Origin of the sequence: Tenacibaculum litopenaei, from assembly GCF_964514025.1 — a bacterium.
Taxonomy (GTDB): domain Bacteria; phylum Bacteroidota; class Bacteroidia; order Flavobacteriales; family Flavobacteriaceae; genus Polaribacter; species Polaribacter litopenaei.
On sequence record NZ_CAZEQT010000003.1, the window covers coordinates 52,663 to 78,793 of the forward strand.

General features: G+C 39.5%; 19 protein-coding genes and 3 tRNA genes. 10 read left to right on the top strand and 12 right to left on the bottom strand.

What is annotated here, in order from left to right; translation table 11 throughout:
- The 5 genes from ACKTS5_RS04830 to ACKTS5_RS04850 are packed head-to-tail and all read left to right on the top strand — an operon-like array spanning window position 1 to window position 8,709.
- On the top strand, window positions 1-2,874 hold the full coding sequence (locus tag ACKTS5_RS04830; RefSeq protein ID WP_408042716.1) for a hypothetical protein: 2,874 nt from the start codon (window positions 1-3) through the stop codon (window positions 2,872-2,874).
- 5 nt (window positions 2,875-2,879) lie between these two features.
- The gene (locus ACKTS5_RS04835) at window positions 2,880-6,653 is read left to right on the top strand and encodes a contractile injection system tape measure protein (protein ID WP_408042717.1); all 3,774 of its coding nucleotides are present in this window, start codon (window positions 2,880-2,882) and stop codon (window positions 6,651-6,653) included.
- Entirely contained in the window at window positions 6,641-7,990 is a 1,350-nt protein-coding gene (locus ACKTS5_RS04840; protein WP_408042718.1) for an ATP-binding protein, read from the top strand. Before ACKTS5_RS04835 ends, ACKTS5_RS04840 begins: the two co-directional genes overlap by 13 nt.
- A gap of 15 nt (window positions 7,991-8,005) precedes the next feature.
- Entirely contained in the window at window positions 8,006-8,395 is a 390-nt protein-coding gene (locus ACKTS5_RS04845; protein WP_408042719.1) for a DUF4280 domain-containing protein, read from the top strand.
- Window positions 8,396-8,451: 56 nt separating this feature from the next.
- Complete coding sequence (locus tag ACKTS5_RS04850; RefSeq protein WP_408042720.1) at window positions 8,452-8,709, top strand: hypothetical protein; 258 nt, start codon at window positions 8,452-8,454, stop codon at window positions 8,707-8,709.
- A 38-nt stretch (window positions 8,710-8,747) separates the two neighbouring features.
- Here ACKTS5_RS04850 and ACKTS5_RS04855 read toward each other — a convergent pair whose 3' ends face one another.
- From ACKTS5_RS04855 to ACKTS5_RS04875, 5 genes are all read right to left on the bottom strand, one after another.
- Entirely contained in the window at window positions 8,748-9,344 is a 597-nt protein-coding gene (locus ACKTS5_RS04855) for a hypothetical protein (RefSeq protein ID WP_408042721.1), read from the bottom strand.
- Window positions 9,345-9,371: 27 nt separating this feature from the next.
- A complete protein-coding gene (locus ACKTS5_RS04860) occupies window positions 9,372-11,096 on the bottom strand; it encodes an eCIS core domain-containing protein (protein WP_408042722.1) in 1,725 nt (574 codons plus the stop codon).
- Window positions 11,097-11,292: 196 nt separating this feature from the next.
- Window positions 11,293-13,635 (bottom strand): eCIS core domain-containing protein, encoded by a 2,343-nt coding sequence (locus tag ACKTS5_RS04865; RefSeq protein ID WP_408042723.1) that lies wholly within the window; start codon window positions 13,633-13,635, stop codon window positions 11,293-11,295.
- A gap of 134 nt (window positions 13,636-13,769) precedes the next feature.
- Window positions 13,770-14,327, bottom strand: coding sequence for a hypothetical protein (locus ACKTS5_RS04870; RefSeq protein WP_408042724.1), 558 nt, complete (start codon window positions 14,325-14,327; stop codon window positions 13,770-13,772).
- A gap of 179 nt (window positions 14,328-14,506) precedes the next feature.
- Window positions 14,507-14,580 (bottom strand) — tRNA-Asp (locus ACKTS5_RS04875).
- Between the two features lie 236 nt (window positions 14,581-14,816).
- On the opposite strand from ACKTS5_RS04875, the gene ACKTS5_RS04880 reads away from it, so the two are divergent.
- Both ACKTS5_RS04880 and ACKTS5_RS04885 read left to right on the top strand, forming a co-directional pair.
- Window positions 14,817-15,395, top strand: a complete 579-nt coding sequence (locus ACKTS5_RS04880) for a Crp/Fnr family transcriptional regulator (RefSeq protein WP_408042725.1) — start codon at window positions 14,817-14,819, stop codon at window positions 15,393-15,395.
- Between the two features lie 103 nt (window positions 15,396-15,498).
- Window positions 15,499-15,918, top strand: coding sequence for a MoaF-related domain-containing protein (locus tag ACKTS5_RS04885; protein WP_408042726.1), 420 nt, complete (start codon window positions 15,499-15,501; stop codon window positions 15,916-15,918).
- Between the two features lie 57 nt (window positions 15,919-15,975).
- Here ACKTS5_RS04885 and ACKTS5_RS04890 read toward each other — a convergent pair.
- From ACKTS5_RS04890 to trxA, 5 genes are all read right to left on the bottom strand, one after another.
- A tRNA-Asp gene (locus ACKTS5_RS04890) sits at window positions 15,976-16,049 on the bottom strand.
- An 80-nt stretch (window positions 16,050-16,129) separates the two neighbouring features.
- A tRNA-Asp gene (locus ACKTS5_RS04895) sits at window positions 16,130-16,203 on the bottom strand.
- 55 nt (window positions 16,204-16,258) lie between these two features.
- Window positions 16,259-17,182, bottom strand: coding sequence for a DUF58 domain-containing protein (locus ACKTS5_RS04900; RefSeq protein WP_408043123.1), 924 nt, complete (start codon window positions 17,180-17,182; stop codon window positions 16,259-16,261).
- 57 nt (window positions 17,183-17,239) lie between these two features.
- Window positions 17,240-19,777, bottom strand: coding sequence for a M1 family aminopeptidase (locus tag ACKTS5_RS04905; RefSeq protein ID WP_408042727.1), 2,538 nt, complete (start codon window positions 19,775-19,777; stop codon window positions 17,240-17,242).
- Between the two features lie 86 nt (window positions 19,778-19,863).
- Window positions 19,864-20,181 (bottom strand): thioredoxin, encoded by a 318-nt coding sequence (gene trxA / locus ACKTS5_RS04910; RefSeq protein WP_408042728.1) that lies wholly within the window; start codon window positions 20,179-20,181, stop codon window positions 19,864-19,866.
- Between the two features lie 297 nt (window positions 20,182-20,478).
- Between trxA and metK the strand changes: the two genes are divergently transcribed.
- Window positions 20,479-21,732, top strand: coding sequence for a methionine adenosyltransferase (metK, locus tag ACKTS5_RS04915; protein ID WP_408042729.1), 1,254 nt, complete (start codon window positions 20,479-20,481; stop codon window positions 21,730-21,732).
- A 1,386-nt stretch (window positions 21,733-23,118) separates the two neighbouring features.
- Window positions 23,119-23,484, top strand: coding sequence for a hypothetical protein (locus ACKTS5_RS04920; RefSeq protein WP_408042730.1), 366 nt, complete (start codon window positions 23,119-23,121; stop codon window positions 23,482-23,484).
- Here ACKTS5_RS04920 and ACKTS5_RS04925 read toward each other — a convergent pair whose 3' ends face one another.
- Window positions 23,485-24,462 (bottom strand): polyprenyl synthetase family protein, encoded by a 978-nt coding sequence (locus tag ACKTS5_RS04925; protein ID WP_408042731.1) that lies wholly within the window; start codon window positions 24,460-24,462, stop codon window positions 23,485-23,487.
- Between the two features lie 64 nt (window positions 24,463-24,526).
- Between ACKTS5_RS04925 and ACKTS5_RS04930 the strand changes: the two genes are divergently transcribed.
- Window positions 24,527-25,042, top strand: coding sequence for a hypothetical protein (locus tag ACKTS5_RS04930; protein ID WP_408042732.1), 516 nt, complete (start codon window positions 24,527-24,529; stop codon window positions 25,040-25,042).
- Window positions 25,043-25,147: 105 nt separating this feature from the next.
- Here ACKTS5_RS04930 and ACKTS5_RS04935 read toward each other — a convergent pair whose 3' ends face one another.
- Entirely contained in the window at window positions 25,148-25,501 is a 354-nt protein-coding gene (locus ACKTS5_RS04935) for a hypothetical protein (protein ID WP_408042733.1), read from the bottom strand.
- Between the last annotated feature and the right edge of the window lie 630 nt (window positions 25,502-26,131).

The window sequence follows — 26,131 nt, forward strand, 5'->3', positions numbered from 1 at the left end:
ATGAATAGAAGCACGAAAGGATATATAGCTAAAAAGAAACCGGGTACTAGTCTGTACGAAAATCTGCACCAAGAGGCCTTGGAGTTATTGCAAAAACTCAGTGGTGCGACTTGGACAGATTACAACGAGCACGATCCCGGAGTAACGCTCCTTGAAAACATTGCATATGCAATGACTGAGGTGGCTTATAAAATAGCATTGCCCATTGAAGATATTTTGCATTCTTCTAAGGGAGCAGCGCTAGCATCAGGTGATAATGGCCTGTTTGAAGCAGCGGATATCTTGACCACCAGCCCCGTAACCTTTGAAGATTATCGCAAGCTTTGGATCGATGAAATTCCGAATATTAAAAATGTTTGGATTTATCCCGTTGATAGTTACGAAAAGGAACTCGCCAATATTAAGGGCTTACTCCACGTTTATGTGGAAAAGTATGAATACCACGCCAATCGGAAAAATGAGCAGCGTGAAAATGAGGAGATCAAACAGCAAATGCGATCATTGTATCAGGCAAATAGAAATCTCTGTGAAGACCTATACGCGATTGAGGTGTATAAACCTTTATCTTTAGTCATGGATTTTCATATTACCTTGTCTGATTTAGTTGAGGGAGAGGAAGTGCTGGCGAGTATTATCCATAAAATAAACGATTATCTAGCACCCGAAGTTACCTATCGCTCCTTAGGTCAAATGCAAGAGCAAGGCCATGCTGTCAATACCATTTTTAACGGACCGTCCTTAAATAATGGTTTTATTGAAGACGTCAGTTTAAAAGATCCTAAAAATTATATCAACATTCCAGAAATCATCAAGCTCATTTCTCGAATTCGTGGAGTGGTCAATATCAGTGATTTTAGCCTGAGCTTTTTAGATCCCGTGGCTAAGAAACAGCACGTAATCCGCGAGAGTCTGCGCATACCCAAAAACATGACGGCTCGGGTATTGTTTCCGAAAACGAATGAACAGTTAGTCTTTGAGAATTCAGGAGTGGTGTTTTACCCCGATTTAGTTCAAACTAAAAAGCAATTGTCCTTTATTCAGGCGTTGGATGCTAGCAAATTTAAAGCGGCTTCTCACGCCGATAATACGATTGATATCCCTACCGGAAGCGCCTTGGATATCGAGGAGTATTTTCCGATACGAAAGCAGTTACCAGAATTGTACGGAGTAGGAGATCACGGAATTAGCCAAGGCGCGAGTCCTCTGCGGCAAGCGCAAGTACAACAGTTAAAGGCATACCTATTGCCCTTTGATCAGTTGTTGGTGAACTTTTTAGCACAATTGAATAAACTCTACACTTTGTACGATGTTCGCACTGAGGATAAACAAACGTATTTTACCAATACACTTCCAGATGTTGCTGAACTGACCGAATTGTTAATGCCTCAAACTACCGATATGGAGTTGGAGGAATTAGAGCGGTATTGGTCGGTGGTTACGCATGAATTGATGCGTTATTTTGACAGACATGCCTCGTCGCGTTTGCACGCCATTGCCGACCAGTTATTAGCGAGGTACAGTGAGGTATTTCAGGGATATGCACTGGAAAAAATTAACAAGGCTAGCTACCTTGGGTTAATACCTGAAGAGACGTACAAAAACCAAATACTCAAATCGAAAAGACAACTTGTTGCCGAGTACGGAACGCTGAGTTATCAGCGTGCTAAATCGTTTGATTATACTGCTATAAAAACAGCATTGGGCGATCAGGAACAGCGGTGCTTAGCAGGGGTGTTTAAAAAAATAGCGATAGCAACGGGCATTGAGTCCCTCGAAATTAAGTCGTTTACCAAAACGGTTATGGACGCAGGGATCCACCTGCATGCCCCTACAGAAGAATTGGCTTTAAAAATTTCAGAAATAACCATCGATACTCCATTAGGTCAGGTCGAAATTGATGAGGTTTCTGTACAGTTTACACATGTAGAATTACAGCGCGAATTGCGAGAAGGGATGCATTTTGTGGGAGGTGATGAAGGGGTGTTAAGTACAGTACTCAAGGAGGGTATCAATGTTGAAAATTACAGTATTCAACCCCATCCTCACAAAGAAGGTGCCTATTTGGTATTGCATAGAAGCCGGGTAGGAGCCTATCATGTTGTGCACATCGCCACGAGCAAAGAGGCAGCAGTATCTGCCGTGCATCAGGCGGTAGCATATTTGCTGGAATTAAATAAGAGGTCTGAAGGGTTTTGGATAGTCGAGCACCTTTGGCTATTGCCAGATTTTAAAGCGGAAACCTTTGGCTTTTGCATCGATTTTTCGAAAATCGTTGCCAGTTTTGACCTGGTCTTGAACCAGTATAAAAAAATGAATTTCGCTACGAGAGATGAGCAAATTTCAAAATTATTACACGGAATTCAAGAGGGAACCGTTCAGTTTGAAGGTCTGAAACGAGAGGGCGGTTATGCTTGTTTGGTATTAGACGAAGGAGGAGAGGAGTTGGCCATTTCAGAAAATGTATACCCATCAGTTCCGGCCTTAGAAGAAGCCATTGGAGGACTCGCTAGGGTGCTAAAGAGTACAACTGTCGAAACGGTTGAAGAACTCACGACTTGTTATGTGTATTACGGGGACGAAAAAGTTGATGAAACTTTTTTTTCGTTTACCATGAGTTGGGTACTTCCAGCTTGGCCTGTTCGTTTTCAAAATGATAATTTCCGCAAGGTTTTTGAACACACGGTGTACGAAAGTTTACCCATCCATATCGTATCAGAATTTCATTGGTTGACCTTTGAACGCCTGCAGGCTTTTGAAGAACTGTATTTTCAATGGTCCGATTTGTTTCAACTACAAAGCGAAGATCCCTCGGTTATAGAGGCAAGGAATTTTTATGCGTTCGAATTGATTAAAATGTTACAAATGTTTGCTTAAAGCTGATGGAGGAAGAAGCGATACATATTATCCGACGACAGCGGTTTGAGCTCGAAATAGGAGATGCAGCTGAAGGACATGCGTATCAGTCGCGTGTCAGCCAGCTACAAGAACACAGCATTCAGCACGTGATACAACGCGTGTTGGATAAGTATCACTCTCCAAAATTTTTAGATGTATACAATGAAATAGAACTCGATTTAGGCAGTATTTCAGCGGTGAATTTTGAACGTGAGTTAACGTATAAGTTAGAAGAGGCTCTGGCGAGCTTTTTCAAATCAAATGTCTTTGAAAACACACTGCTCAGAGGTACTCGACAGCCTATACACAAAACACAAGTAGACCGCTTTATCTTTTTTCTGAAAAATGGGTATCTGCAATGGGATGTGCCTTCGGCTACCAACCCGGTGAGTTTATTAAAAGATGCCCTTCGAGATGATGCTGAAACTTTGATAGAGGTGCTGAAAGTAGAAGGAAAGAAAGAACGTATTCGAAAGCGTTTGATATCGCAGTTGCAAGATGAATCTCTAGAAGAAATTGTCACCGCAGTGAAAAGCGAAGAGGCTAGCTTTATCAACCAATCGAGAAGAGATATTATAGGATACCAACAGGAATATCGACTGGTGGAAACCAACCCGGGATATTTTCGCCAAGCTACCTGGGATATCGTGTTGGCCTATATTTTTACGGAGGTTTCTGGTTATGCCAATCAGAAGAACTTTTTGCAATACTTAATTAAGGAAGTTGCAGCGAAGTACAATTTGAGTTATGCGAGTTTATTGCAGAGTTTAGCGGCTGGAGTTCGTAAATCTCAACAAACAAACATCCCAAACTTCGGGAAGCTGGTTTTCCAGTTGGAAGAAGAATTACAGAAAACAACCATATCGACGACGACGAGTGCTAAAAGTTTGGTTAAAACAATAGGGTATTATTTACAGTACCAGTCCTTGCCCAGCAGTAGTAGCCTTTCGGAAGCGACTTTTTGGACCCAGGTTTCTGAATTAGTACACAAAGATCCGCGGGCTTTTAAGACCGTGTTTTATAAATTTCTTCAAGAGGATAGCGATCATATAACCTTGGTATTGCAGCGCATTTCCAGACAATTATTACGAAAAATAGCAAGGGTGCTTCAAGAGCAGCAAGTACAGCGATTGTTTCAGTTTTTTGAAGAATTACAACAGTATTCACAGCAACTTTCTTTGCTGTCTAAAACGCTACTTGTGGTAGAAGAACAACTTGAGCGAATGAGTTGGGCTGTATTTGCTAAAGAACAGCAATCCAAACAACCCTTGCTCGCTGCGTTCTTATGGGAATTGGTACAGGATTTTCGAATTGATGAAGATTTCGTGACGATTTTGGAGTTTTACGAACAAAAAAATACCACGAGTGTTCACAGGTGGTTACCTGATTTTATAAAATTACTTCGCAAGCAAAAGGGATTTGAACAACACGTTCAAAAAACCGTATATAGGCCAGTTGTATTGGAGCTGTCGGAGCAGTTGTATGCGTATTACAAAGCCAAACACAATGTGAGTCAGTTTACATTCTATGAGCAGCTGTTAGCACAGCAATATACTACCTCAAGTTTGAAGTTTGTATGTGCATTTATAGAAGCGTCACGAAAATCGGGAGGAAGCACCGAACGCTTATTACTGCATTGGAGTCTGGAACGTTTGCACGAGCTGGAAAAGAAAGGGGCGGAAGTGGCAGCAGTTTTACAAGAGGTAAAGCGCCTATTGCGTTCCTTGGAGATAACGCCGGTTATGAAAACGGTATTGGAGCGTTTAATAGCCCACTACCCAACAAAGTATGAATCTAAGGGAAAGTTGGTACAAGATAAAAGTACCAATGTTATGTTGCACCTAATTCCACAGGAAGCCTTTTTGAAATTACACCGTGAAATTGAACAGAGTTTTTATCAAAGATCTGAGGTTCATTTGTACCGTCACCTTCGAAATGTGATTCTCAGCTTTTATCAACAGCACGGGGTACGCTTGCAGTCGATTCGGGTTTTGTTAAATCAAGAAGCCTTTTTAAAACAGGCTAGTACATCGGTAATAGCCTTGATAGAACGTGTGATAGCTCATGAAGAAAAGTTAAAAAATCAAGTTGCCAAGCCCTTGAATTACGCTTGGGATATGTTGGTGTTTTTTTCTGAGAAAGGAGGACTTCCTTGGTGGGCAAAAGCAAAGACTCGAGAAGCCTTGCAAATTTGTATGACGGCAATGTTGCAAGAACAACCAAAACAGTTTGTAAAGTTATTTAAAAAATCAAAGTTCCAAAAACAATGGATCGAGCATATGACCTCGCAACTATTCCAGTTGTTTTTGTCCGAAATAACACCGATGAACTCAACGCTTATATCGGAGTTGTTTCTCAGTATTCAGGAGTTTGTGTTACGAGAGTTAGCTGGGCTGGTTCCCGTAACATCCACACTGTTGTTTGAGTTGAAAATAAAGCTGTTAAGCAGGTTGGCTAAAAATTCACAGGTGTCAATAGCAACTTTGGTGGATGAATTGTTAATAACTGTGTCTAATGTCCAAGGAATGAGTGTTTTGAAGCTGAGTCACTTATATGTGAGTTGGGTTGTTCAACAGCACGGGATGTTGTCTAACTTGTTGTCTAGTAGTGAGTTTGGGTTATTTTTGAATGCGAGAGAGAGTGCTTTTCAGGATGGAAATGAAGGTTATCAACAGTTGTTAATAACGTTGTTAACAAGTGAAGGAGGGTGGGGAGTTGTTAACAATCCGCAGCGTTCTCAACAGTCTTTGGAACGTTTAATTCAATGGAAATCGGAGCGGAAAAAAGATTTTGAAGTATTGATAAGGCATAAGGAGTTTCGAGCATTTGCCATCAACAAGCTTGAGGTGACAGCGCAACATTCTTTGTTGTTAATACTCGTTGATGATCGGAGTAAAAAAGAGTTGGGCTATGTTTATGAGTTGTTTAGAGTGTTTCAGAAAGAGCTATCTTCAAGTCACTACCAAAGTCTGTGGATGCGCTTTGTAACCTTAGTATTACAGAAGTTAAAGCTGGGACACAGCTCGACCTGGCAGGTAGCTGATTGGGCTTTGTTGCTACAGTCGAGTATGGAAGAATTACCGCGAGAACGCATGGGGCGTTTATTGGAGGTTTCTGAGAAATTTGTTGATAAGTACGATTTTTTAAAGCGTTTGTCAAAGCAAATTGTTAATAACGTGAAGAAAAAACATCAGGAGTTGTTTGAGCGAACTACGGAAGCAGTCCCAGTAGTAATAGAAAAGGAAACCATAGAGGGGACAGTATTTGTCGAAAACGCAGGGATGGTGTTATTAGGACCTTATATACCCATGTTATTCGAGCGAATGGGCTTACTGGAAAACAGGGTTTTTAAAGATTACCAGTCCCAACAAAAAGGGATGTATGCATTGCAATATGCGGTACACGGAACAAACAGCCCCGAAGAGCAGGAGTTGCTACTCAATAAACTCGTTTGCGGGGTGCCACTTCAGGAACCTTTGGGGCCAGAAGTAATGTTGACTGTGGATGAAAAAACCTTAATTGATGGGATGTTGCAAGCTATTATTAGCCATTGGAGTATCATAGGAAATACTTCGGTAGAAGGTTTGAGGGTGTCCTTTTTAGCAAGAGAGGGAAGCCTAGTTGAGGAAGAAAAAAAGTTTGTATTAACGGTTGAAAAAAAGTCGTTTGATATGTTGATAGATCAAATTCCATGGACCATAGGTCAATTGCGATTGAATTGGATGGAAAAATATATAGAAGTATTATGGAGAACGTAATGGTGAAACCGCTGACCTTGGCTTTAGATATTGCCTGGTTAGAGTCGGTAATCGATGTCGGAATAGCATTGTATTTTAAAAATGAAAGTCCCTTTAAAGCTGTACAAGAATTGGAAGTTCCGGAAGTACCTGAAGAGGATACTTCGGGCTATGCCGCCATAGTGCGAAAATACGGTGTCAGATTTGAGGAGCGCTTGATATTGGTGATGACCATGGCACGTTATATAAAACCCCAAAGTTTGGATTTGTTTTTGCTTAAAAACAAAACTATTGATGCGGAGTTTTCGGAGTTTGGTGGAGTAAAAGATGCCAATCATCACGGTTTTATTCCTACCCTAGAAACCGTTTGTTTTTTGCTAGGAGGAGCGGATGATGTACTTATTAGAATGAACTTTATGCGCGTGATTTACGATACTAGTTTACTGTACAAAGAAGGTGTGCTGGATGCTCATAAGTTCCCTGTTGAGTTGAAAGAACCTTTGCGTTTGTCAGAAGAGTACCTCAGTATGATTATTACGAATAAAAAGTACATACCGAAATACAATTCCAAATTTCCGGCAGAAGAGATCAGTACCAAATTGGAGTGGGATGATTTAATTTTGGAGTCGAGTATCAAAAGTCAATTGCAGGAAGTAAAGGCCTGGTTGCAGCACAGTGCGCTCATTTTAAACGAATGGAAACTCGACAAAACATTAAAGCCAGGATATCGCGTGTTGTTTTACGGTCCACCAGGGACAGGAAAGACTTTAGCGGCCTCTTTGTTGGGAAAGTCTATCGAGGCACCGGTATTTCGCGTAGATTTATCAGCGATAGTTTCGAAGTATATCGGTGAAACTGAAAAGAACCTCGGACAGTTGTTTGACACGGCAGCTTCGAAAGGATGGATTTTATTTTTTGACGAAGCTGATGCCTTGTTTAGTAAGCGTACGGATACGAGTTCGTCGAACGATCGACATGCCAATCAGGAAGTGGCATACTTACTGCAGCGCATTGAGAGTTTTGATGGTTTGGTGGTTTTAGCCACCAATTTACAGACAAATATTGACGAGGCTTTTTTACGTCGCTTTCAAAATACGATCAATTTTAGTAAACCGCGATACAGAGAGCGAAAGCTCTTGTGGCAGAAAATGATTGGTGAGGTGTTTGAAATAGAAGAAGGAATAGCGGTATTGGACAGTATTGCACAAAAATATGAGCTATCGGGAGGAGAGATGATCAATGTCGTCAGGTACTGTGCTATTAAGGCAGCGGAAAGTGGCGCAAAGCGAATTAGTCATAAACACATTATGACAGGAATAAAGCGGGAATACCAAAAGTCAAATAAAACGTTTAACTAACTATAAATTATACACATGGCGAATTTAACTTGTAGCGGAGCGAGCATTTCTTGTTCGTACGGAACGGCGACTTCTAGTTTAACCATATTACCCATTAATGAAGTAAACACCGATAAGATGCCAGCGGCAACAGTCAACGATTTTATTCCGTTGTTAAATATTATGTCGTTTGGAGAGTGTTCTTCAGAAACGAATCCGGCCGTGATTGCGGCAACGGCAGCAGCTAGTGGAGTAAAAACTCCGGCACCTTGTGTGCCGGCAACCGTTTCACCCTGGTCACCGGGAATAGAAGATGTATTGATAAACGGAATGAATGCCCTTGACGATGGTAGTACTTGTGATTGTCTTTGGGCTGGTTCGATTTCTTTTAGCAATGCAGGAGAAGAAGATGTCGATATTTCTTAAGTATATTTAGACCATTAAAAACTAACAACTACAGAACCCTTTTATAATTATTGTATATGAAGAAAGTGATGGGAATCATATCCAAGATAACAGAAAATCACTATGTGAATTTACTGATATCAATAGGATTAATAGTCATAGGATTTGAAGAATTGTACAAGCAAGATGTGCTTCATATCGAAATTCATTGGAAGCACGGTATTAGCATCTATGCTATTTTAATGTGTATTCGAGCTATTTATAAAATCATCAAAGGCTTTGTGGAAGCTTATAACCGCTTAACAAAGAAAGAAACGCCTGTAAAAGCTTCTTAAAAGTAAAAAGGATCGTGTTTTTCACGATCCTTTTATTGTTAATGTATGGTATCCAAACCGAGGATATTGTTCGCAAAGTACATGTGGTATTCTGTACTTTTATCTTCTAGTTTTTGAATTCGTTTTTTCGCCAATCTTACTTGTCTACCGTCTCCAGCATTTGCTCGTAAGTGTTGGTCACAAGCTCTGTTTAAATCTTGTGCCATGGCATGTGGAGATGTTGAAGTATGTCGAATGCTTCCGTTGAGGAAATTGTAATCGTGAGCGATGGTATTGAATCCGCTTCTAAGGTAAGCATCTTTCATTTCAATTAAACTTCTAAAAATACGTTGGAAATTTGCAATCACAAATTCGCGTCCTGCATTGAGCTCATTGAACAATTGCAACTTGAGCTCATCAACATAGGCTGAGTACCCCATTTCTTCAACTCCTTTAATACCTGAAGGTATGCGTTCAAAGATGCGTTCTGCTTCAAAGTATAGTTTGGATTTAAGTTCATTATAACGAGCATCGTCAATCTCTTTTTGTAGACGAAGATTTCCTCTACCTCCACCAGCGTCAATATGTTGGTTATAGGTGAAAATAGCTTTTCTTGCAGGGTCTGCCATCATTTCTTTTCTCGCTCCTAAATACATGGTGCTTCCTCCTCCGTATTTTTTTCTCTATGCCTCTGAGGCGTCATTATAACGACGCATAAAGTCGGCTTTGAAGTCAAAAAAGTCATATCGAGACATGGTATATTGGAAAAAGGCATCATCTTCTTCAAGTCGGTCACCGTGTAAGAAAAATTCCCAAGTATCATCAAATACATTCAGTCCCGAAGCGGCAAAACCTTCTATGGTTACAAAGTCGGTGTCATCGGCAAATATTTTGGTTGAAAAATGGGTGTGATCATCCGAGTGACTATTCATGAAAAAGCGCATTGAAAACGGCATGGGAGTATCCATGTCTGTTGGTTTTCCCATGGTGGTACCCGCAACAATGTCACAACCTCTCGGAAGCAGTAGCTCACCTCTTCCTTGTTGGGCTAATTGCCTGTTTAAATGTCCCTTGTTTACGAGGTGGGTGCTCGATGTGTCAGGAATATGTTGTAAGAAATTTTGCATTTCACCAGTGGTTTCCATGACTTTTATAAGCAGAGGGTTTACGGATACAAAAGGAAAGGAGTTGGTAAATAGTTGTAAAGCCTGAGCCACATCCGTTTTGTTAGCACCACCTTTAAAATAACGATTGATCACCTGATAGACAAGGATGAATTCACCTTTAACACGTTCAATAGTATCATCTCCTTTATCCGTATATCCTAATTGCGAAAGGCTTTTGCGAATAAATTCCGTTTTCATTTTAAATTCATACACATTTTCTGCCGGTCCTGTATTCGTGGTGAATTCTTGGGTTTTGGCTTCCTTGTCGTATTGAGCTTCAAAATCTGCGTCAAAGGTTTCATTGTTATAAGAGTTTGTCGCATCAAGTTGCGTTCTGTATTGTTTTTTTGCAAGATTGTTTACCAAGGTGTTTCGTATACCCACATCTAAGGCATCCGTGTCAATTGCGTTGTCTCCTTGAGTTTTGTGAATAGGCATAACCTTGTAGTACCTCTCGGCGGTATCGTTAAAGCTAATAGATCGAGCTCCTGCATTGGTAAAGCGCAGTAAACTGGCATCTAAATTGTTATTTAAGGCATCAATCATACCCGTATCTCGAATGTATAGCTCGTGGTTGGGGTATCCAAGTCCTACTAAAAAATGCCCGTTGTTAGATTTATTATAAACGGTCCCGGCATCGTCTTGAACTACGCTATAACGCTGAACAGGTTGGGCATTTGAACTGATACTTTTACGTTGCAAGGGAGCATGAGTATCGGTTCTCATTTGTAGCGCCTTGGCTCCCATTACATCTGCTTCTCTTTCTAAGCCTGCATCATCATTGATAGGAGTTTTTCCTTTGAGCTGAGTGGTTGCTTTGACGCGGCCTTGCTTTTGTTGTACCACGTGCCAAGCTTCGTGAGCCAAGTGTTTTTCTTGCCCAGGAGCTAGGTGGATGTCAGTACCTTGAGCATACGCATGAGCTTGTAACTGGGCAGGTTTCGCCGAGTTGTAATGTACTCGAGTATCACTCATATCCAGTCCTGATAATTGTTCGATGCCAGATTTTAATTGATCGGGTAAGCCAGTATTGTTTATCTGACGTTGTATTGGTGCCGTTGGAATTTGGCGAGCCTTTAATTGCATAGCTCCCATTTTGGGGCTCGAATCAATAGATTCTTGAGTGTCTTGTTGACGTTGGTGAAACTGGTTGTTGCTTTGAAGCTGCACAGTTTGCGCTTGCTTTTTTGAAGGGGGAGCAACAGTGGGTTTCTGCGATTTGGATTCGCGTAATGAACTCATGTTAGCGTAGTTTTTGTTGTCGTAAATAATTGTTTGATAATGTTAAAACGCTTGTAGTACGCTGGGTAGTATACGAGGGGTTTTAACTTTTTGAAGATAAGTAGATTTTTCTAAAAGCGAAAAACAAGGGGGACTTTTGTATGGAGAAGGCCAAAATAAAAACACCTCCCTAAAGGAAGGGAGGTGATGAAAATGCTTATACGATATGGTTGAGCCCTGTTAAATTATTGGCTAGATACAGGTCTAATTCTTGAAATTTTCTTTTAAGCTGGTTAACTTCGTTTTTGATAAGTGTGGCAGGTCCGTAACTGAGTTTGTTTTTACTGATACGGTTATTACAACCAGTAATCACATCGTCAGCTTTAGCATTAAAGCTCAAAGAACTGTCTTGTATGCTGTATTTTAAATAGTTTTTAGAATCTGCCAATTCGAGCAATCGGAATTCATGATAGCCCATTTTAGCCTTAACTAAGGTAGTAAGTGCTAACTGAAAACTATGGATTGTAGCATTTCTTCCACTATTTAGTACCCCCATCAACTCGGTGTTCATTCTGTTTTTTACCTCGGTATACGGAGTTTCGGTAACCGTTCTGTAACTAGCAGGAATTGCTTCGATAATCCTGTTAGCTTCATTGTACAAGAGCGGTTTTAAGCGGTTTAACTCTTCTAGATCTCTACGGGCTTTGGTTTTGAGCGTTTTTTGTCCTCCACCTGTGGCAATGTGTTCGTTGTAAAAGTCTACGGCTTTTTGGGCAGGATCGGCATCCATTTTTTTAAATACCCCTAATTGCATATAATCTCCTCCCGATCGATCATTCCTGCGTTCTTCCGTTAGGTTGTTGTAGGTATCCATATACGGTTTTTTGAAATCGAAAAAGTCATAACGTGCCATGGTATAGTCATTAAAGGAATCGACCTCCGTTTCGCGATTTCCATGTAAGAAGAATTCCCATGTATCGTCAAAAATATTGAGTCCAGAGGCTGCAAATCCTTCGATAGTAACAAAGTCCGTATCATCGCCAAAGATCTTGGTAGAGAAGTGTTTGTGGTCATCTCCTTGTGAGCTGTTCATGATAAAACGCATCGAAAAAGGAGTAGGCGTATTTTCATCTGTAGCCTTCCCCATGGTGGTCCCAGCAACAATATCACATCCGCGGGGTAGCAGTAATTCTCCTTGGTCCATTTGAGAAAACTGATGATTTAAATGTCCTTTTTTGACTAAAAAATCGGTTGAGGTATCTGGGATTTTTGGCAAAAAGTCCAGCATTTCTCCTGTCTTATACATGATTTTCTCAATCATAGGGTCTACAGAGAGTATTGGAATTTCATTTTTGAAACTCACGAGAGAAGTATTGACGTCTTTTTTGGTTTTTCCCGTACCTTTCAAGTAACTATTGATAACCGCATAGGTTTTGATATAGGCTTTTTTCGTGTCTTGAATTACATCCGTTTCATCGTGCGTATAGCCCATCTGAGATAAGGACTTTCGAACAAATTCAGCCATCAGTTTAAAACTGTAGATATTCATCGATGAGCCTGGGTCGTTGGTAAACTCAGCTCGCTTGTTTATGAGGTCAAATTGGTCGTTAAATTCAGAGTCTTTGTATTCTTGATCGTCATTGAGATTGTCTTTGTATTGTTTTTTAGCCAAGTTGTTAATGAGCGTATCCTTGATTCCAGTTCCTAAAGAAGCCTCATCAATGCGGTTTGGACCAGCGGTTTTATGCCCTGGGTATACTTTTACGTAGTCTTTGGTTTCGTTGTTAATGGTGATTTGGTGGGTCCCTTTGTTGACAAATTTTATCAAACTGGCATCCAAACGATCGTTGAGTTGCGTAATCATGTCTTCGTTTTGGACGTATAAATCGTGGTTAGGGTAACCGATTCCCACTAAGAAATGCCCGTTGGCCGATTTATTAAAAACTTTTCCATGACTATCCTGAACAACGCTGTAGCGCTGTACGGGTTGGTTTGTGTTTGCGATACTTTTTTGTTGAACGGTAGTTTGTGATGACGCCGTTATATGTAAAGCTTTCGCGCCCATGATGTCAGCTTCGCGTTCTAGACCAGCATCGTCGTTAATCGGCGTTTTTCCTTTTAATTGCGTGGTCGCTTTTACGCGTCCTTGTTTTTGTTGTACCACGTGCCAAGCTTCGTGAGCTAGGTGCTTTTCCTGGCCAGGAGCCAAATGTATATCCGTACCTTGTGCATAGGCATGGGCTTGTAATTGAGCGGGTTTGGCCGAGTTGTAGTGTACTCGTGTATCGCTCATATCCAGGCCTGATAATTGTTCAATACCAGATTTTAACTGATCGGGAAGTCCGGTGTTGTTTTCTCGACGCTGAACAGTACCCTGCTCAATTTGCTGTGCTTTGAGTTGTACAGCGTTCATGCGAGGGCTGGTAGCAATGGCATTCTCAGAGTCTTGAAGATTTTGATGTTGGGAATGCTGACTTTGCAGCTGTGCTGTTTGTTGTGATTTCTTTTCTTTTGAAAAGGCCGTTGTTGTTTGGCCTTTATTCGCTCTAATGGAACTCATAGTAGGGTTTTCATGTTTTTAGAATGCGTAATTCTCGGTTAGTTTGATTAGGTAAATATATTCTAAATGACTTAAAAAGTCTCACTTTTTTGCTTGAGAGTCTTAAAAAAACACGGTAACAGTACGAGGATGACTCAGTAAATGATACCGACCCCTAATCCTAACGAGAATTGATGTAAAAGAGTAGGGGAACTCGTGGACTGCAATGGGCTGTAATGTAGGTAGGGCGTAAAATAATATTGAAAAGGATAGGAGCTAAATATGGGAGCTTGAAACCCTGTACGGAAGTGCCCAAAATTGCTGTTCAGTTGATTGGTGCCTATAAGGTAGCTGGCTTGGATATAATAGTTGACCAGTTGTTTTGAGTCAAAATAAAATCGCAGTGAAGTTCCTAAATGTAGGCCTGCATATGGAGGTTTGTGAAATTTTTGATAGTTTATAAATAGCCCTATGGCAGTGTGAGCATTCATTCGGTAATTGATACTAGTACTGGCTTCAACGCTGTAGTTGAAACCTGAAATTTTATCTAGTTTGCCGTTGGTAATGCTATTTGTTACATGACTAGAAGAAAGTTCAAGTGTACTAAACCATTGATTTTTAGGGAGTGTAATGCTGTCCTTGGAAATGGTGTTTCCAAGTAAGGAATTTACTGACAAAAGTAGGGCAGTGAGAAGTGGCTTATATGCTTGCATAGCGGTGATTTTGACACGGTGAACGTATTCCTAAGTAGGACTCTGGACGTTTCGGATACTCAAATATACCAGGTGAATTGTTCGTTGCAGTGCGATTTGTAAAAACAGCCAAGTACGATGTAAATTTCGGAGGGAGAACGCATAAAAAAAAAGCTTCTCAAAAAATGAGAAGCTTTTCGCGGTCTGGACGGGACTCGAACCCGCGACCCCATGCGTGACAGGCATGTATTCTAACCAGCTGAACTACCAGACCGTTGCGTTTAGCGGTTGCAAATATAAGGAATGTTTTCGGTTCTGAAGCAATATTTTTAGGCTAATTTTATAGAAAAATCTCTGTTTGTTTATATCTGTCTGAGGGTGAGTTTGTTTACTTTGAAGTTTTTTCTCAGTTAGAATAATGAGGAGTGTCCTGTATTGATTTTTGGCTTTTAAGGTGTGTAAGTTGTGGCTAGCTTGGTTATAAGTGACGTAATTTTGTACCTTGCTTTGATGTCAATAGAAATGTTAGAAAAACACCTTCGGGGTCACTTAGAATTTGAGCCTCGTGTTTTGCGTAAAATCGTATCGAAGTTTCAAGAGAAGAGACTGGCAAAAAAAGAACACTTTGTTCATGCTGGTCAAATCCCGAACTACGAGGGGTATATAACCAAAGGCTTGGTAAGGCAATACGTGCTGGATGAGTCGGGAAAAGAGAGCACCATGTACTTTGCTGTTGCAGATTGGTGGGTGAGTGATATTGATGGTTTTTTATACCAGAAACCGGCTACAACCTATATACAGGCTTTGGAGGATAGTGAGTTACTCGTGATTTCTAAGGAAGATAAAGCAGCTTTGTTTGAGGAGTTTTTGGAGATGGAAAAACTATTTCGAATAATGACCCAAAAATCGCATGCAGCTTTGCAGCAACGGATGGTAGCCAATTTGATAAAGACAGCCGAAGAGCGCTATGTGGATTACATAACCAAGTACCCCCATATTGCAAAGCGATTAACCAACGTACAGCTCGCATCCTATTTGGGAATTTCTCATGAGTTTTTAAGTAAGATTAAAAGCAAACAAGTACGATAGTGTTGATTTCTGCTCCTGATTATCTTTTTCAATTGTTGAACTAGTTCAATGTTTTTCCTCGATCAGCAAACTACTTTTGCAAAGAATTTAATAGTTAGCATCCATGAAAAAAATAATGAGTACGCTTTTATGTGCTGGAGTTCTAATGAGTTCTTGTGTATCAAAGCAGGAGGGAAAGGAATCGAAATCAGTACAAGAGCAAACGGTAAAACCGGTAATTTTGGTAGGAGAAACCTTGAAGTATAATTATGGTGAAGATGTTTACCTCGTTTCGTTTAGGTCAAAAACTAAACTGCATTGGAAATGTTTGGAAGGTAGTGAACAGGGGAAAGAGGCTACGGAAACCTACAAGCTACAGCAAATAGGTACTCATAGGGTATTTATCGCCTGGGTGGAAGCCGACGGTTTGGGTGTGAGTCAGGTACTCGATTTAAAAACTAATAAGGTATACAGTTACTTAAAAATTGATCAGGAATTGGTGGCTTTAGAAGGAATAATCACGAAACCGACTACACGACAATAAAGGATTGAAAAAACATATAAAATGAAAAAAGCTTCTCAAAAATGAGAAGCTTTTTTGCGGTCTGGACGGGACTCGAACCCGCGACCCCATGCGTGACAGGCATGTATTCTAACCAGCTGAACTACCAGACCGTTGCATTTAGCAAATGTAACTTTCGTTACATAAAATTTAAAATAAAGAAATCGTTTAGAAATTTCTTTGTGAACTTTAGCGGTCTGGACGGGACTCGAACCCGCGACCCCATGCGTGACAGGCATGTATTCTAACCAGCTGAACTACCAGACCGTTGCGCTAAGCGGATGCAAATATATAACTTTATTTTAATTAAAAAAGCATTTTATTATAAAATTTTCCGTCTACTTATGAGATAGGAGGTTAAGATTTCGTTGTATCCTTGACGTATATCTACAGGGATGTAACTAATTTTGTATTGTAAGCATTTGTTTTTTAGTTTGTTGAAATAGTCGTTGATTAGGTTTTGATATTGCTCCTGAACATTTTCGGCGTATAAATTTATTTCCTCACCGGTTTCTACATCGACAAACTTTTTTTGGTTATTGTCAAAAGAGAAGTCCTTTTCCGTAGCACCGTCATAGGTATGAAACAAAATAACTTCGTGTTTGTTGTGTTTTAAATGTCGTAGTGCATCGAATAATTCCTCTTCACTTTTTTCTGTTTGAAACATATCCGTAAAGACAAATATCAAGGAACGTCGATGTATGTTTTCTGCAATTTCATGCAAGTATTCATAAGTATGGGTGGTAGAGGTTGTTGGTTGTGCGAGTAGCCCTTCTAATTGATGAAGTAACATTTTCCTATGTCGCTCACTACCTTTTTCGGGAGCGTAAAACTCGTACGAATCGGAGTAAATACTGAGTCCAACAGCATCTCGTTGCCTTTTTAATAATTCCATTAAACAGGCCGAAGCCACAGCAGAAAAACCTATTTTATTCAAGCTGTCTAAGCGTTGCTGCTTAACCTGAGGATAGTGCATGGAGGCAGAATTATCAATGATGATATGACAGCGTAAATTGGTTTCTTCTTCGTATTTTTTTGTGTATAGTTTTTCTGTTTTAGCAAAAAGCTTCCAGTCGATATGGCGGGTACTTTCTCCTTTGTTGTAAAGTTTGTGCTCTGAAAACTCTACAGAAAATCCATGAAATGGACTTTTGTGCATCCCTGTGATAAACCCTTCTACTACTTGCTTGGCAAGTAGGTCTAGATTTTTAATTTCAGCGGATACGGAATGGTTTAACGAAATCATAGTAGCCAAAATAAAAAAAGGTTTAGCAATAGCCAAACCTTTTTGTTGATACTTGTATTAATGTGCTTGTATGCGGTGCAGATTATCACTGACCATAAGGAGTTTTTTGCGTAAACTAGGATTGAGGTCAGGGTGCGATCCAATAAATTTCTCGACTATTTGATGGGCTGCTTCTGAGCGGTAATTACCGATGCTGCTTGCTAACCATCGTTTCGGAAAGAAAATGTCTCCCGTACGTTGAACTTCTTCTAAAAGGTCCAAGCACAATTCTAGGTGCTTTATACTCGATTTTTGGCGTAAGGGGTGGTGAATATGATTTAAAGCCGTCACTACCCACGACTCTTTTTCTCTGTTACTGGCCTCTTGGAAAGATAGCATGAAGTTATCGCGTTCCTTCTCATCTTTTGATAAAGAAGGTAAGAGCCATTGGAATCGTTCTTTTCTGTCTTTATTGTGTATGCGTTCTTTTTGTGCTCGTAATATCTCCTCTGCTTTTGGATGTTCATAAATTGCCAAATTACAGGCAAGATTCATATAGTCCGGCGTAGTTAAGGTCAGGTTTTTAGGAGTGTAATCACCCTTCCATATGTTGTATAATACGGACTTCCCTTTATCGGTATGGCCGATGTTCACGAGTAGGTCATACAGAGTTTTTTGGATGTTTTTCGGGTTTTTTTCATCCATCAATTGTTGGACCGTAGTGGGGAGTGTGTTAAAGGTTTCACGTTCTTTTGGCGTTAGAAAATACCAATACAATTGGTTGATTCTGCCTGTGATGTAGTTTAATATTAACTCATTGCGCTCTATTTTCAGTCCGTCAATATAGTACTTCAGTACCTCCGTGATGGCCATGTTTCCGTTGAGGGCATTTTCGTAGAGGTTGATATAGGCATATCCTCTTGCGGTATCGTCTTTTATCGATTTAGGTGCCTTTGTGTTCAAAGGAAACACACCATAGCCCAATCCGTTATAATTATAAATGATATTTTGAGGTTTCGGTAGTCCTATAGCGGCCTGTACTTTGGTTTCTTTAGCCAGAACACTGACGGGAATTTCATGGATGCTATCCTTGTAAACGAGTCCGATAGAAAACTGTTGCGGCCATAATTTTGGGGCTCCATCTTCAGATTTCTGGAATAACTGGAAAGATGTTATGTGCTCGTCTTTATATTCAATATTTTCTGAGAGTATGGGGCGGCTCGCTGAGTTTACCCATACATCACTCCATTGTGATACATTTTTCGGACTTATTTCATCGAAAATTCGGATGAGGTCATTCCAATCTGCATTTTCATTAGCGAAAGTTTTCATGTAGCGTTGAATCCCTTTCTTAAAATGCGCTTCACCAATAAAATGCTCTAATTGGCGCATCATTATGGGAGCTTTGTTATAGATAATTCTCCCGTACAAGGAACCGGCATTTTTCAAATTTTTTAATTTTTGTCTTATGGGGTGTGTTCCTTGGGTGCGATCTTCTGCATAGGCACTTGGATAGTGCGACATCATAAAATGCAAATCGTGGTTGGTATTTGGAAATACGGGGTTCATAATTTTATCAGCCATAAAATTGGCGAACACTTCTTTCATCCAAACATCGTCAAACCAGCGCATGGTTACCAGATTACCGAACCACATATGTGAGGTTTCGTGGGCTATTAATTTTGCTCTGCGCAACTTTCTTGTTTCCGTGGCATCGGCGTTTAAAAACAATTGATTTTCTCGGTATTGAATGGCTCCAGTATGTTCCATACCACCGTATTGAAATGGTGGTATAGCGGCGAAATCCATTTTTTGAAATGGAAATTCGTATTGGGTATATGTACTTAAAAAATCAAGAGCTTGTTGATGGGTGTCAAAGATAGTTTTTGTACTTGCTGCTATTTTGGATTCATCGGTTTCTCGGTATAAAAAACGCATGGGGAAAGCACCGGGATTATAGGTGGTTTCTTGGAATTTTCCAGCGACAAATGAGAAGAGGTAGGTACTCATCAAATCTGTTTTTGTAAACTTGTGTTCAAGGCTATTACCTTCCATAATGGTGTATTCTTCCTTGGCTCCGCAGAGTACTTTCCAGTCAAAGGGGGCGGTAACATTTAACTGATAATGAGCCTTAATATCTGGTTGGTCAAAACAAGGAAATAGGGTACTTGCTCTGTCAGGTACTAGTAATGTATATAGGAACTCTTGATTTCTGTTCAATGACAATTCACCTGCTTTGAATCCGATATTGATCATGTTTTCACCGAGGTCCAATGACTCTTTAGGAATGATGATGTGTTGGTTTTCATGAGCAATTGGTACGGGGCTACTGTTTACGACAAGTGCGTGAAGGAAAGAGGGTTTTTCATTAAAATCTAAAACGAGATCGCTGTTTAAGTTATTTACAGTACAGCTAATGGCAAGTGTAGCAGCTATGGGCGCTGTGCGGTCTTCTGGAATGGTAAAACTCAACTCATACAAAACATCGGACACCTGTTTTTTTCTGAGAATTGCTAGTTCATGAGAGACTCCTGATTCTATTTTTTTCCGTTTGGGTTTCGGGTTTTGGCAGGCCATCATCATTGCGATGAAGGAGATAAGGAGAAAATTTCGCATACGAGAAAGGTCAAGGTTCGTTGTTAAAAATAGCAAAAGGTTTGACCGTAGCCAAACCTTTTCAGAATATTATAAAAAATAGTTGCTTATAGCGCAGCATCAATTTTATCGGTATAGGCTTTTTTAGGAGCAGCACCAACTTGTTTGTCTACTACTTCTCCGTTTTTAAAGATCAATACGGTTGGGATGTTACGCACACCGTATTTTGCAGCGAATTCTTGGTTGTTGTCAACGTCAACTTTACCAACTACTGCTTTACCTTCGTACTCAGTGCTGATTTCATCAACGATAGGAGCTACCATTCTACAAGGTCCACACCAAGCTGCCCAAAAATCAACTAAAACAGGTTTGTCTGAGTTTAATACTACTTCTTGAAACGTAGCATCTGTAATTTCTAATGCCATATATCTTATATTTTATTGAGGTTAATTCTCGTTAAGTGTTTTATAGTACAAATGTACACAATTATTTTCCCAATACCGTTTTATAAAAATTAGTTTTTATTATCACAATATCAATTGTTTTTATTTGTTAAGGTTTTTCTAGTGTATAAAATTATCATTATTTTTGCCCTCTGAATTCGAGGAGAAATTTGTTCTGATTGCAACCTCATAAAAAAATGCTAAAGCAGTAGTTAGTACTTCTTTCGGCAGCAATCGGCCCAAGTTTCTTTAATTATAATAAATAAAAAGAAGCAAATTATGCCATATTTTTTTACCTCTGAAAGTGTTTCAGAAGGACATCCAGATAAAGTAGCGGATCAAATTTCAGATGCGCTTATCGATAACTTTTTAGCTTTTGACGCTGAGTCAAAGGTAGCTTGTGAAACGTTAGTTACAACTGGACAGGTGGTGTTGGCTGGTGAAGTGAAGTCTAATACGTACTTAGACGTTCAAAAGATTGCTCGTGACGTAATTAACAGAATTGGTTATACCAAAGGAGAATATATGTTTGACGGAAATTCATGTGGAGTGCTTTCGGCAATTCACGAACAGTCAGACGATATCAACCGTGGTGTTGATAGAAGTTCAAAAGAGGAACAGGGAGCAGGTGATCAGGGAATGATGTTTGGTTATGCAACCAAAGAGACTGAAAACTACATGCCTTTGGCTTTAGATTTATCGCATTTAATTTTAAAGGAGCTTGCGGTATTACGTAGAGAAAACGATGCGATTACTTACTTGCGTCCGGATGCAAAGAGTCAGGTTACTATTGAGTATTCAGACGATAATGTTCCGCAGCGTATTGAGGCGATTGTAGTGTCAACTCAGCACGATGATTTTGGTGATGACGAAGCGATGTTAGCCAAGATTCGCGAGGATATCGTAACGATTTTAATTCCTAGAGTAGTTGCTAAGTTACGTCCGGAAATTCAAGCTTTGTTTAACGATGAAATCAAGTACCACATTAATCCAACTGGAAAGTTTGTAATAGGTGGACCTCATGGAGATACAGGGTTAACTGGTCGAAAAATTATTGTAGATACTTATGGTGGAAAAGGAGCGCACGGAGGTGGAGCTTTTTCAGGAAAAGATCCGAGTAAGGTAGATCGTTCAGCTGCTTATGCCACGCGTCATATTGCAAAGAATTTAGTTGCTGCAGGTGTTGCTGATGAGGTATTGGTACAGGTATCTTATGCTATTGGAGTAGTAGAGCCAATGGGAATTTTTGTAGATACGTATGGAACGTCAAAAGTAGCCCTTAATGATGGTGCTATTGCTGAAAAGGTAGGTCAGATTTTTGACATGCGTCCTCATGCTATTGAGTCGCGATTAAAGTTACGTACTCCAATGTATAGTGAAACGGCTGCTTATGGTCATATGGGACGAACTAATGAAGTGGTAAGTAAAACATTTACACAACCAAATGGTGAACAAAAAACCATGGAAGTGGAGTTGTTTACTTGGGAGAAGTTAGATTATGTTGATCAGGTAAAAGAAGCTTTCGGATTATAATTTGAAAGTTAGTATAAAAATACAAAGGCCCTCGAAATATCGAGGGCTTTTTTGTTGCTTTTGGGGTTGATAGCTGTTTTGCTACATGGGGAATGTTATGATTGTTTTAAGCTAAAACATTTGGTTTAGCTTCTGTTTTTTTAGGTTTTTTGTTTTTAAGGATTTGTAATAAATATTGGAATCCAAGAGGCTACCTCGACATAGAGAAAAAGATTGTGACGTATAATAGTATGATTGAAGAGGTAGCCATTACATGGATTTTACAATTAGTGCGTACTATTTTGTGACTTGTTTATAATTTGATAAAGGACTATTGTTTTGTGGATAGAACCTTCAATCCAGTTTACTAATGAACGTAATTTGGATAGAAATGTGGTTATTGCATTGCATTACTTCCATATCCTAACAACAGTATTTTTTTATGATCACTGTAGTTATCTCATTAACTACAATACAACCTACTGACTGAGATAATTTTGGATCCTCATGTTTGCTGTTGTTTCCTAACTGTTGTATTTAGGGGTCCCTTTTTGGGACTCTGATTTTTTAGCTGTCGTATTTAGTGATCACTTTTTTGGGGGGCTATTTTCTAACTATCATGTTTATGGAATACCATTTTTTACTGTTATTGCCTAGCTGGCCTATTATGAAATCACTTTTTAGGGGGGGGCTTTCCTCGCTACCGTATTTTGGATCCCTTTTATGGGGTGCGAGGAGAAGAACCTATTGTTTAGTGGCCTTCATGTATATTTTGTCTTGAAAACATATTTCGCTTTTCATGGCATTGTGTCTTTTATGTTTTGTCTTCCACACTCACTTTGCCCTCTGCGCTGACTTTGGCTTCCAAGCTTATTTTGCTTTCCATGCTACTGTGTCATTCAAGTATGTTTTGTCTTCCAAGCTTATTTTACTTTCCATGCTACTCTGTCATTCAAGTATGTTTTGTTTTCCAAGCTTATTTTGCTTTCCATGCTACTCTGTCATTCAAGCGTATTTTGCCTTCCAGACTCACTTAACCTTCCATGCTGACTTTGTCTTCCAAGCTTATTTTGCTTTCCATGCTCATTGTGCCTAGCACGCTCATAGTGTCTTCTAGGCCCATTAGGAGTTAATTTGGACTCCTATTTTCTTCGCTCCTTAGTTTTCTTCATCCTTTTTTCTTTGCCCTTTATTTTTTTCGCTCATTATTTTCTTTGTCCTTTATTTTACTCCTTTTTACTCCTTTTTACTCCTTTTTACTCCTTTTTACTCCTTTTTGCTCCTTCTTGCTCCTTCTTGCTCCTTCTTGCCGCTATTTTCGCCGGGTATTGTAAAGGTGGATAAAAAAGTGTATTCATACAAAATGGATGTTCGGGAATGGGGGATAAAATGAATAAACGGGAGATTATGACGAATAAACGGAAAACTGCGTTTTTTTATGCGCATATTCCCTTTTTCACTGGAAACTGGGGACTTACCTTTGTAAAAAAGAAAGAAAAAATGGAAGAAATAATTTTTAGGGCTTTACAAGGGGAGCATCGATACAGCACTATAGACAACTTTATTCAAAGGTTTTTACAATCGGACACGGAGGGGCGATTCAACTATGAAATGGTAAAAGAGAGTCTCATAAAATTGGTATTGTATCGCTTTATAAAAATAGAGCCAGAAGCGCAACATGACTGTATTATAAAGCGTACAAATTTTTACCAAGCTTTAGACTTAGGTGGGGTGTCTACCTGGTTAGCCTATCGACGTTCGGAGCGTTGTTAACTAGATTTTTCGTTCCACCACATAGTCGATCATTTTCAACAATGAAGACTTATAATCAGAATCTGGAAAATTATTCAAGATAGCGATTGCTTTGTTTTTATAATCGTGCATTTTATTAGTGGTATATTCGAGTCCACCGTTTGCTTTTACGAAGGCGATGACTTCTTTTACGCGTTTTTTATTCTTATTGTGTTTCTTAACAGAATTAATCAGCCAATTCTTATCCTTTTCTGATACGGTATTAAGTGTATAGATTAGTGGCAAGGTCATTTTTTGTTCCTTGATATCTATTCCTGTAGGCTTACCAATTTTCTCTTCGGTGTAATCGAACAAATCATCTTTTATTTGAAAAGCGATACCGATATACTCACCAAATTTTCTCATTTGCTGCACTACTTCATTACTAGCTCCTACAGAGGCGGCACCGATACCGCAGCAAGCTGCAATTAAGGTTGCTGTTTTTTGTCGAATAATCTCAAAATAGACTTCTTCTGTGATATCTAATTTTCTAGCCTTTTCAATCTGTAGTAGCTCACCTTCACTCATTTCTCTCACAGCAATAGAAATGAGTTTTAAGATATCAAAATCTTCGTTATCGATCGACAATAAAAGGCCTTTTGACAATAAAAAATCACCTACTAGTACGGCAATCTTATTTTTCCAGAGGGCATTGATAGAGAAAAAGCCTCTTCGACGGTTACTATCGTCTACCACATCGTCGTGTACTAGGGTTGCTGTATGAATGAGTTCTACAACGGAAGCTCCGCGATAGGTACGCTCATCGAAGCCACCTTCAGAAACCATTTTCGCAACTAAAAATACGAACATGGGACGCATTTGTTTTCCTTTTCTTCGTACGATATAAAAGGTTATACGATTCAATAAGGGGACTTTAGACAACATGGCATCTTTGAATTTAGATTCAAAGAGTTCCATTTCTTTGGCGATGGGAAGTTTTATTTGCTCTACTGGCTTCATAATAGGTTGACAAAAATACGAATACTTTTGAGATTCTTATCTTTGAAAACTAAACAAAATTCCAATGAAACAGATTTTTCTTTTTTTGTGCTTGTTCGTATTTGTGCTGGCCAGTTACGGTCAGGATGCTCTAGTGTTTCCAGATGATTTTTTGGGAATCTATAAAGGGCAGTTGGAAATCACTACTCCTCGGGGGAAACAAAAAATACCCATGGAATTTCATTTACAAGTAACAGACTCATCAGCTGTTTATAACTATGTGTTAGTGTACAATGGTAAACCGAGAAATTACTCTTTAAAAGTTTTAGATAAAGAAAAAAAAGTATTCGAAATAGACGAAAATAATGGTATCGTACTACCTGTGAAATTTGTTGATAATACGCTGTATAGTTTTTTTGAGGTTCAGGGGAATTTTTTAAGTTCTCGCTTGGCTTTTCAGAGAACACAATTAGAATTTGAAATTCTATTCACAGCGATGAAGAACAAAGTTACCACTGGGAAAGGAACAAAAGAGATTCCTTTTGTTTACGGCTATCCTATCAATGTGGTACAGCGAGCCTTGTTGAGGCGACAAAAATAAGCAATGACTACAAGAACTGTTATCGATTATAAGGGGTAGGTTTGGGCTCATAATTAAGTGATAGCTTAGTGGAGGCTACATGTCTTGCCTATTGGTGGACTATGGCTACAGTTCTTCAGCAATGTAATGGTTTCCTGATTTGTATAAAAGCAATTTTTTACCGCCGTCTAGCTGCTTTTGTACGCATTTGGCGAAACTGATTCCTGACCCTTCACAGAGGATATCCCCTGGAGCCATTTTTGAAGAAAATCCATATTCAAAACCATTGAATTCTTTTGACGAAAGGCTGCCATTGTCATTTTGGTCAAGTTCAAAAACATTGGCATCGTTGAGTTTCGCGATTACTTTAGAAATACTGGCTAATGGGACCTCCGAGGGTACTTCTTCTTGACAGCTTATGGTAACTAATAAAAAAGAGATAAACGCGACGGTTACTGTAAATAAGGTTGATTTTTTCATGATGTATTTTTTTTGTGAATTGAATATCCGATGACGATGGCGAGTCTTTAGTGCTACCGAGCTGTTGACGTATACCTCCCATACTGTTTTAAAGTCAGTCTACTAGTATACTTTGGCAACTTGTTACCGGTTAACTATGTCATTTCAACCGTTTATTGCTGGCGTATTGCCGAACCTTAGCTACTTGTGCCCGGTTTACTGAGGTACTTGAATTGTTGATGACTTAGGAAACATACGAACTTCGCTGTTTATAACTGTTTTAAGTCGGGCTTCTAACGCTAGTTAAATGTTAGAATCTAGCCTTGGTCTAAGGGTATAGCCTAATACTAGTTAAATACCATGACCCAATTTCAGTCAATTGTTAGAACCTAGCCTTGGTTTAATGGTATAGCCTAATACTAGTTAAATAACATGGCTCAATTCCAGTTTAACGTTATCACCCAATACCGGTCTACTGCTGTGGCCCAATTTCAGTTAATTGTTAGAACATAGCCCAGGTCAAATGCTACTGCCCAATTTCAGTTTAATACTATCACCCAACACCGTTCTACTGCTGTGGCCCAATTCTAGTCAAATGTTAAAACCTAGCCCAGGTAAAATGCCATGACCCAATTCCGGTTTAATATTATC

Bases quoted from the DNA above. Each gene is read 5' to 3' on its own strand.
- ACKTS5_RS04935 (WP_408042733.1), bottom strand. From the start codon at position 25,501: ATGAAAAAATCAACCTTATTTACAGTAACCGTCGCGTTTATCTCTTTT.
- ACKTS5_RS04925 (WP_408042731.1), bottom strand. From the start codon at position 24,462: ATGAAGCCAGTAGAGCAAATAAAACTTCCCATCGCCAAAGAAATGGAA.
- ACKTS5_RS04870 (WP_408042724.1), bottom strand. From the start codon at position 14,327: ATGCAAGCATATAAGCCACTTCTCACTGCCCTACTTTTGTCAGTAAAT.
- ACKTS5_RS04835 (WP_408042717.1), top strand. From the start codon at position 2,880: ATGGAGGAAGAAGCGATACATATTATCCGACGACAGCGGTTTGAGCTC.
- ACKTS5_RS04920 (WP_408042730.1), top strand. From the start codon at position 23,119: ATGACGAATAAACGGAAAACTGCGTTTTTTTATGCGCATATTCCCTTT.
- ACKTS5_RS04850 (WP_408042720.1), top strand. From the start codon at position 8,452: ATGAAGAAAGTGATGGGAATCATATCCAAGATAACAGAAAATCACTAT.
- ACKTS5_RS04845 (WP_408042719.1), top strand. From the start codon at position 8,006: ATGGCGAATTTAACTTGTAGCGGAGCGAGCATTTCTTGTTCGTACGGA.
- ACKTS5_RS04865 (WP_408042723.1), bottom strand. From the start codon at position 13,635: ATGAGTTCCATTAGAGCGAATAAAGGCCAAACAACAACGGCCTTTTCA.
- ACKTS5_RS04885 (WP_408042726.1), top strand. From the start codon at position 15,499: ATGAAAAAAATAATGAGTACGCTTTTATGTGCTGGAGTTCTAATGAGT.
- ACKTS5_RS04860 (WP_408042722.1), bottom strand. From the start codon at position 11,096: ATGAGTTCATTACGCGAATCCAAATCGCAGAAACCCACTGTTGCTCCC.
- ACKTS5_RS04905 (WP_408042727.1), bottom strand. From the start codon at position 19,777: ATGCGAAATTTTCTCCTTATCTCCTTCATCGCAATGATGATGGCCTGC.
- ACKTS5_RS04840 (WP_408042718.1), top strand. From the start codon at position 6,641: ATGGAGAACGTAATGGTGAAACCGCTGACCTTGGCTTTAGATATTGCC.
- trxA (WP_408042728.1), bottom strand. From the start codon at position 20,181: ATGGCATTAGAAATTACAGATGCTACGTTTCAAGAAGTAGTATTAAAC.
- ACKTS5_RS04900 (WP_408043123.1), bottom strand. From the start codon at position 17,182: ATGATTTCGTTAAACCATTCCGTATCCGCTGAAATTAAAAATCTAGAC.
- ACKTS5_RS04855 (WP_408042721.1), bottom strand. From the start codon at position 9,344: ATGTATTTAGGAGCGAGAAAAGAAATGATGGCAGACCCTGCAAGAAAA.
- ACKTS5_RS04830 (WP_408042716.1), top strand. From the start codon at position 1: ATGAATAGAAGCACGAAAGGATATATAGCTAAAAAGAAACCGGGTACT.
- metK (WP_408042729.1), top strand. From the start codon at position 20,479: ATGCCATATTTTTTTACCTCTGAAAGTGTTTCAGAAGGACATCCAGAT.
- ACKTS5_RS04930 (WP_408042732.1), top strand. From the start codon at position 24,527: ATGAAACAGATTTTTCTTTTTTTGTGCTTGTTCGTATTTGTGCTGGCC.
- ACKTS5_RS04880 (WP_408042725.1), top strand. From the start codon at position 14,817: ATGTCAATAGAAATGTTAGAAAAACACCTTCGGGGTCACTTAGAATTT.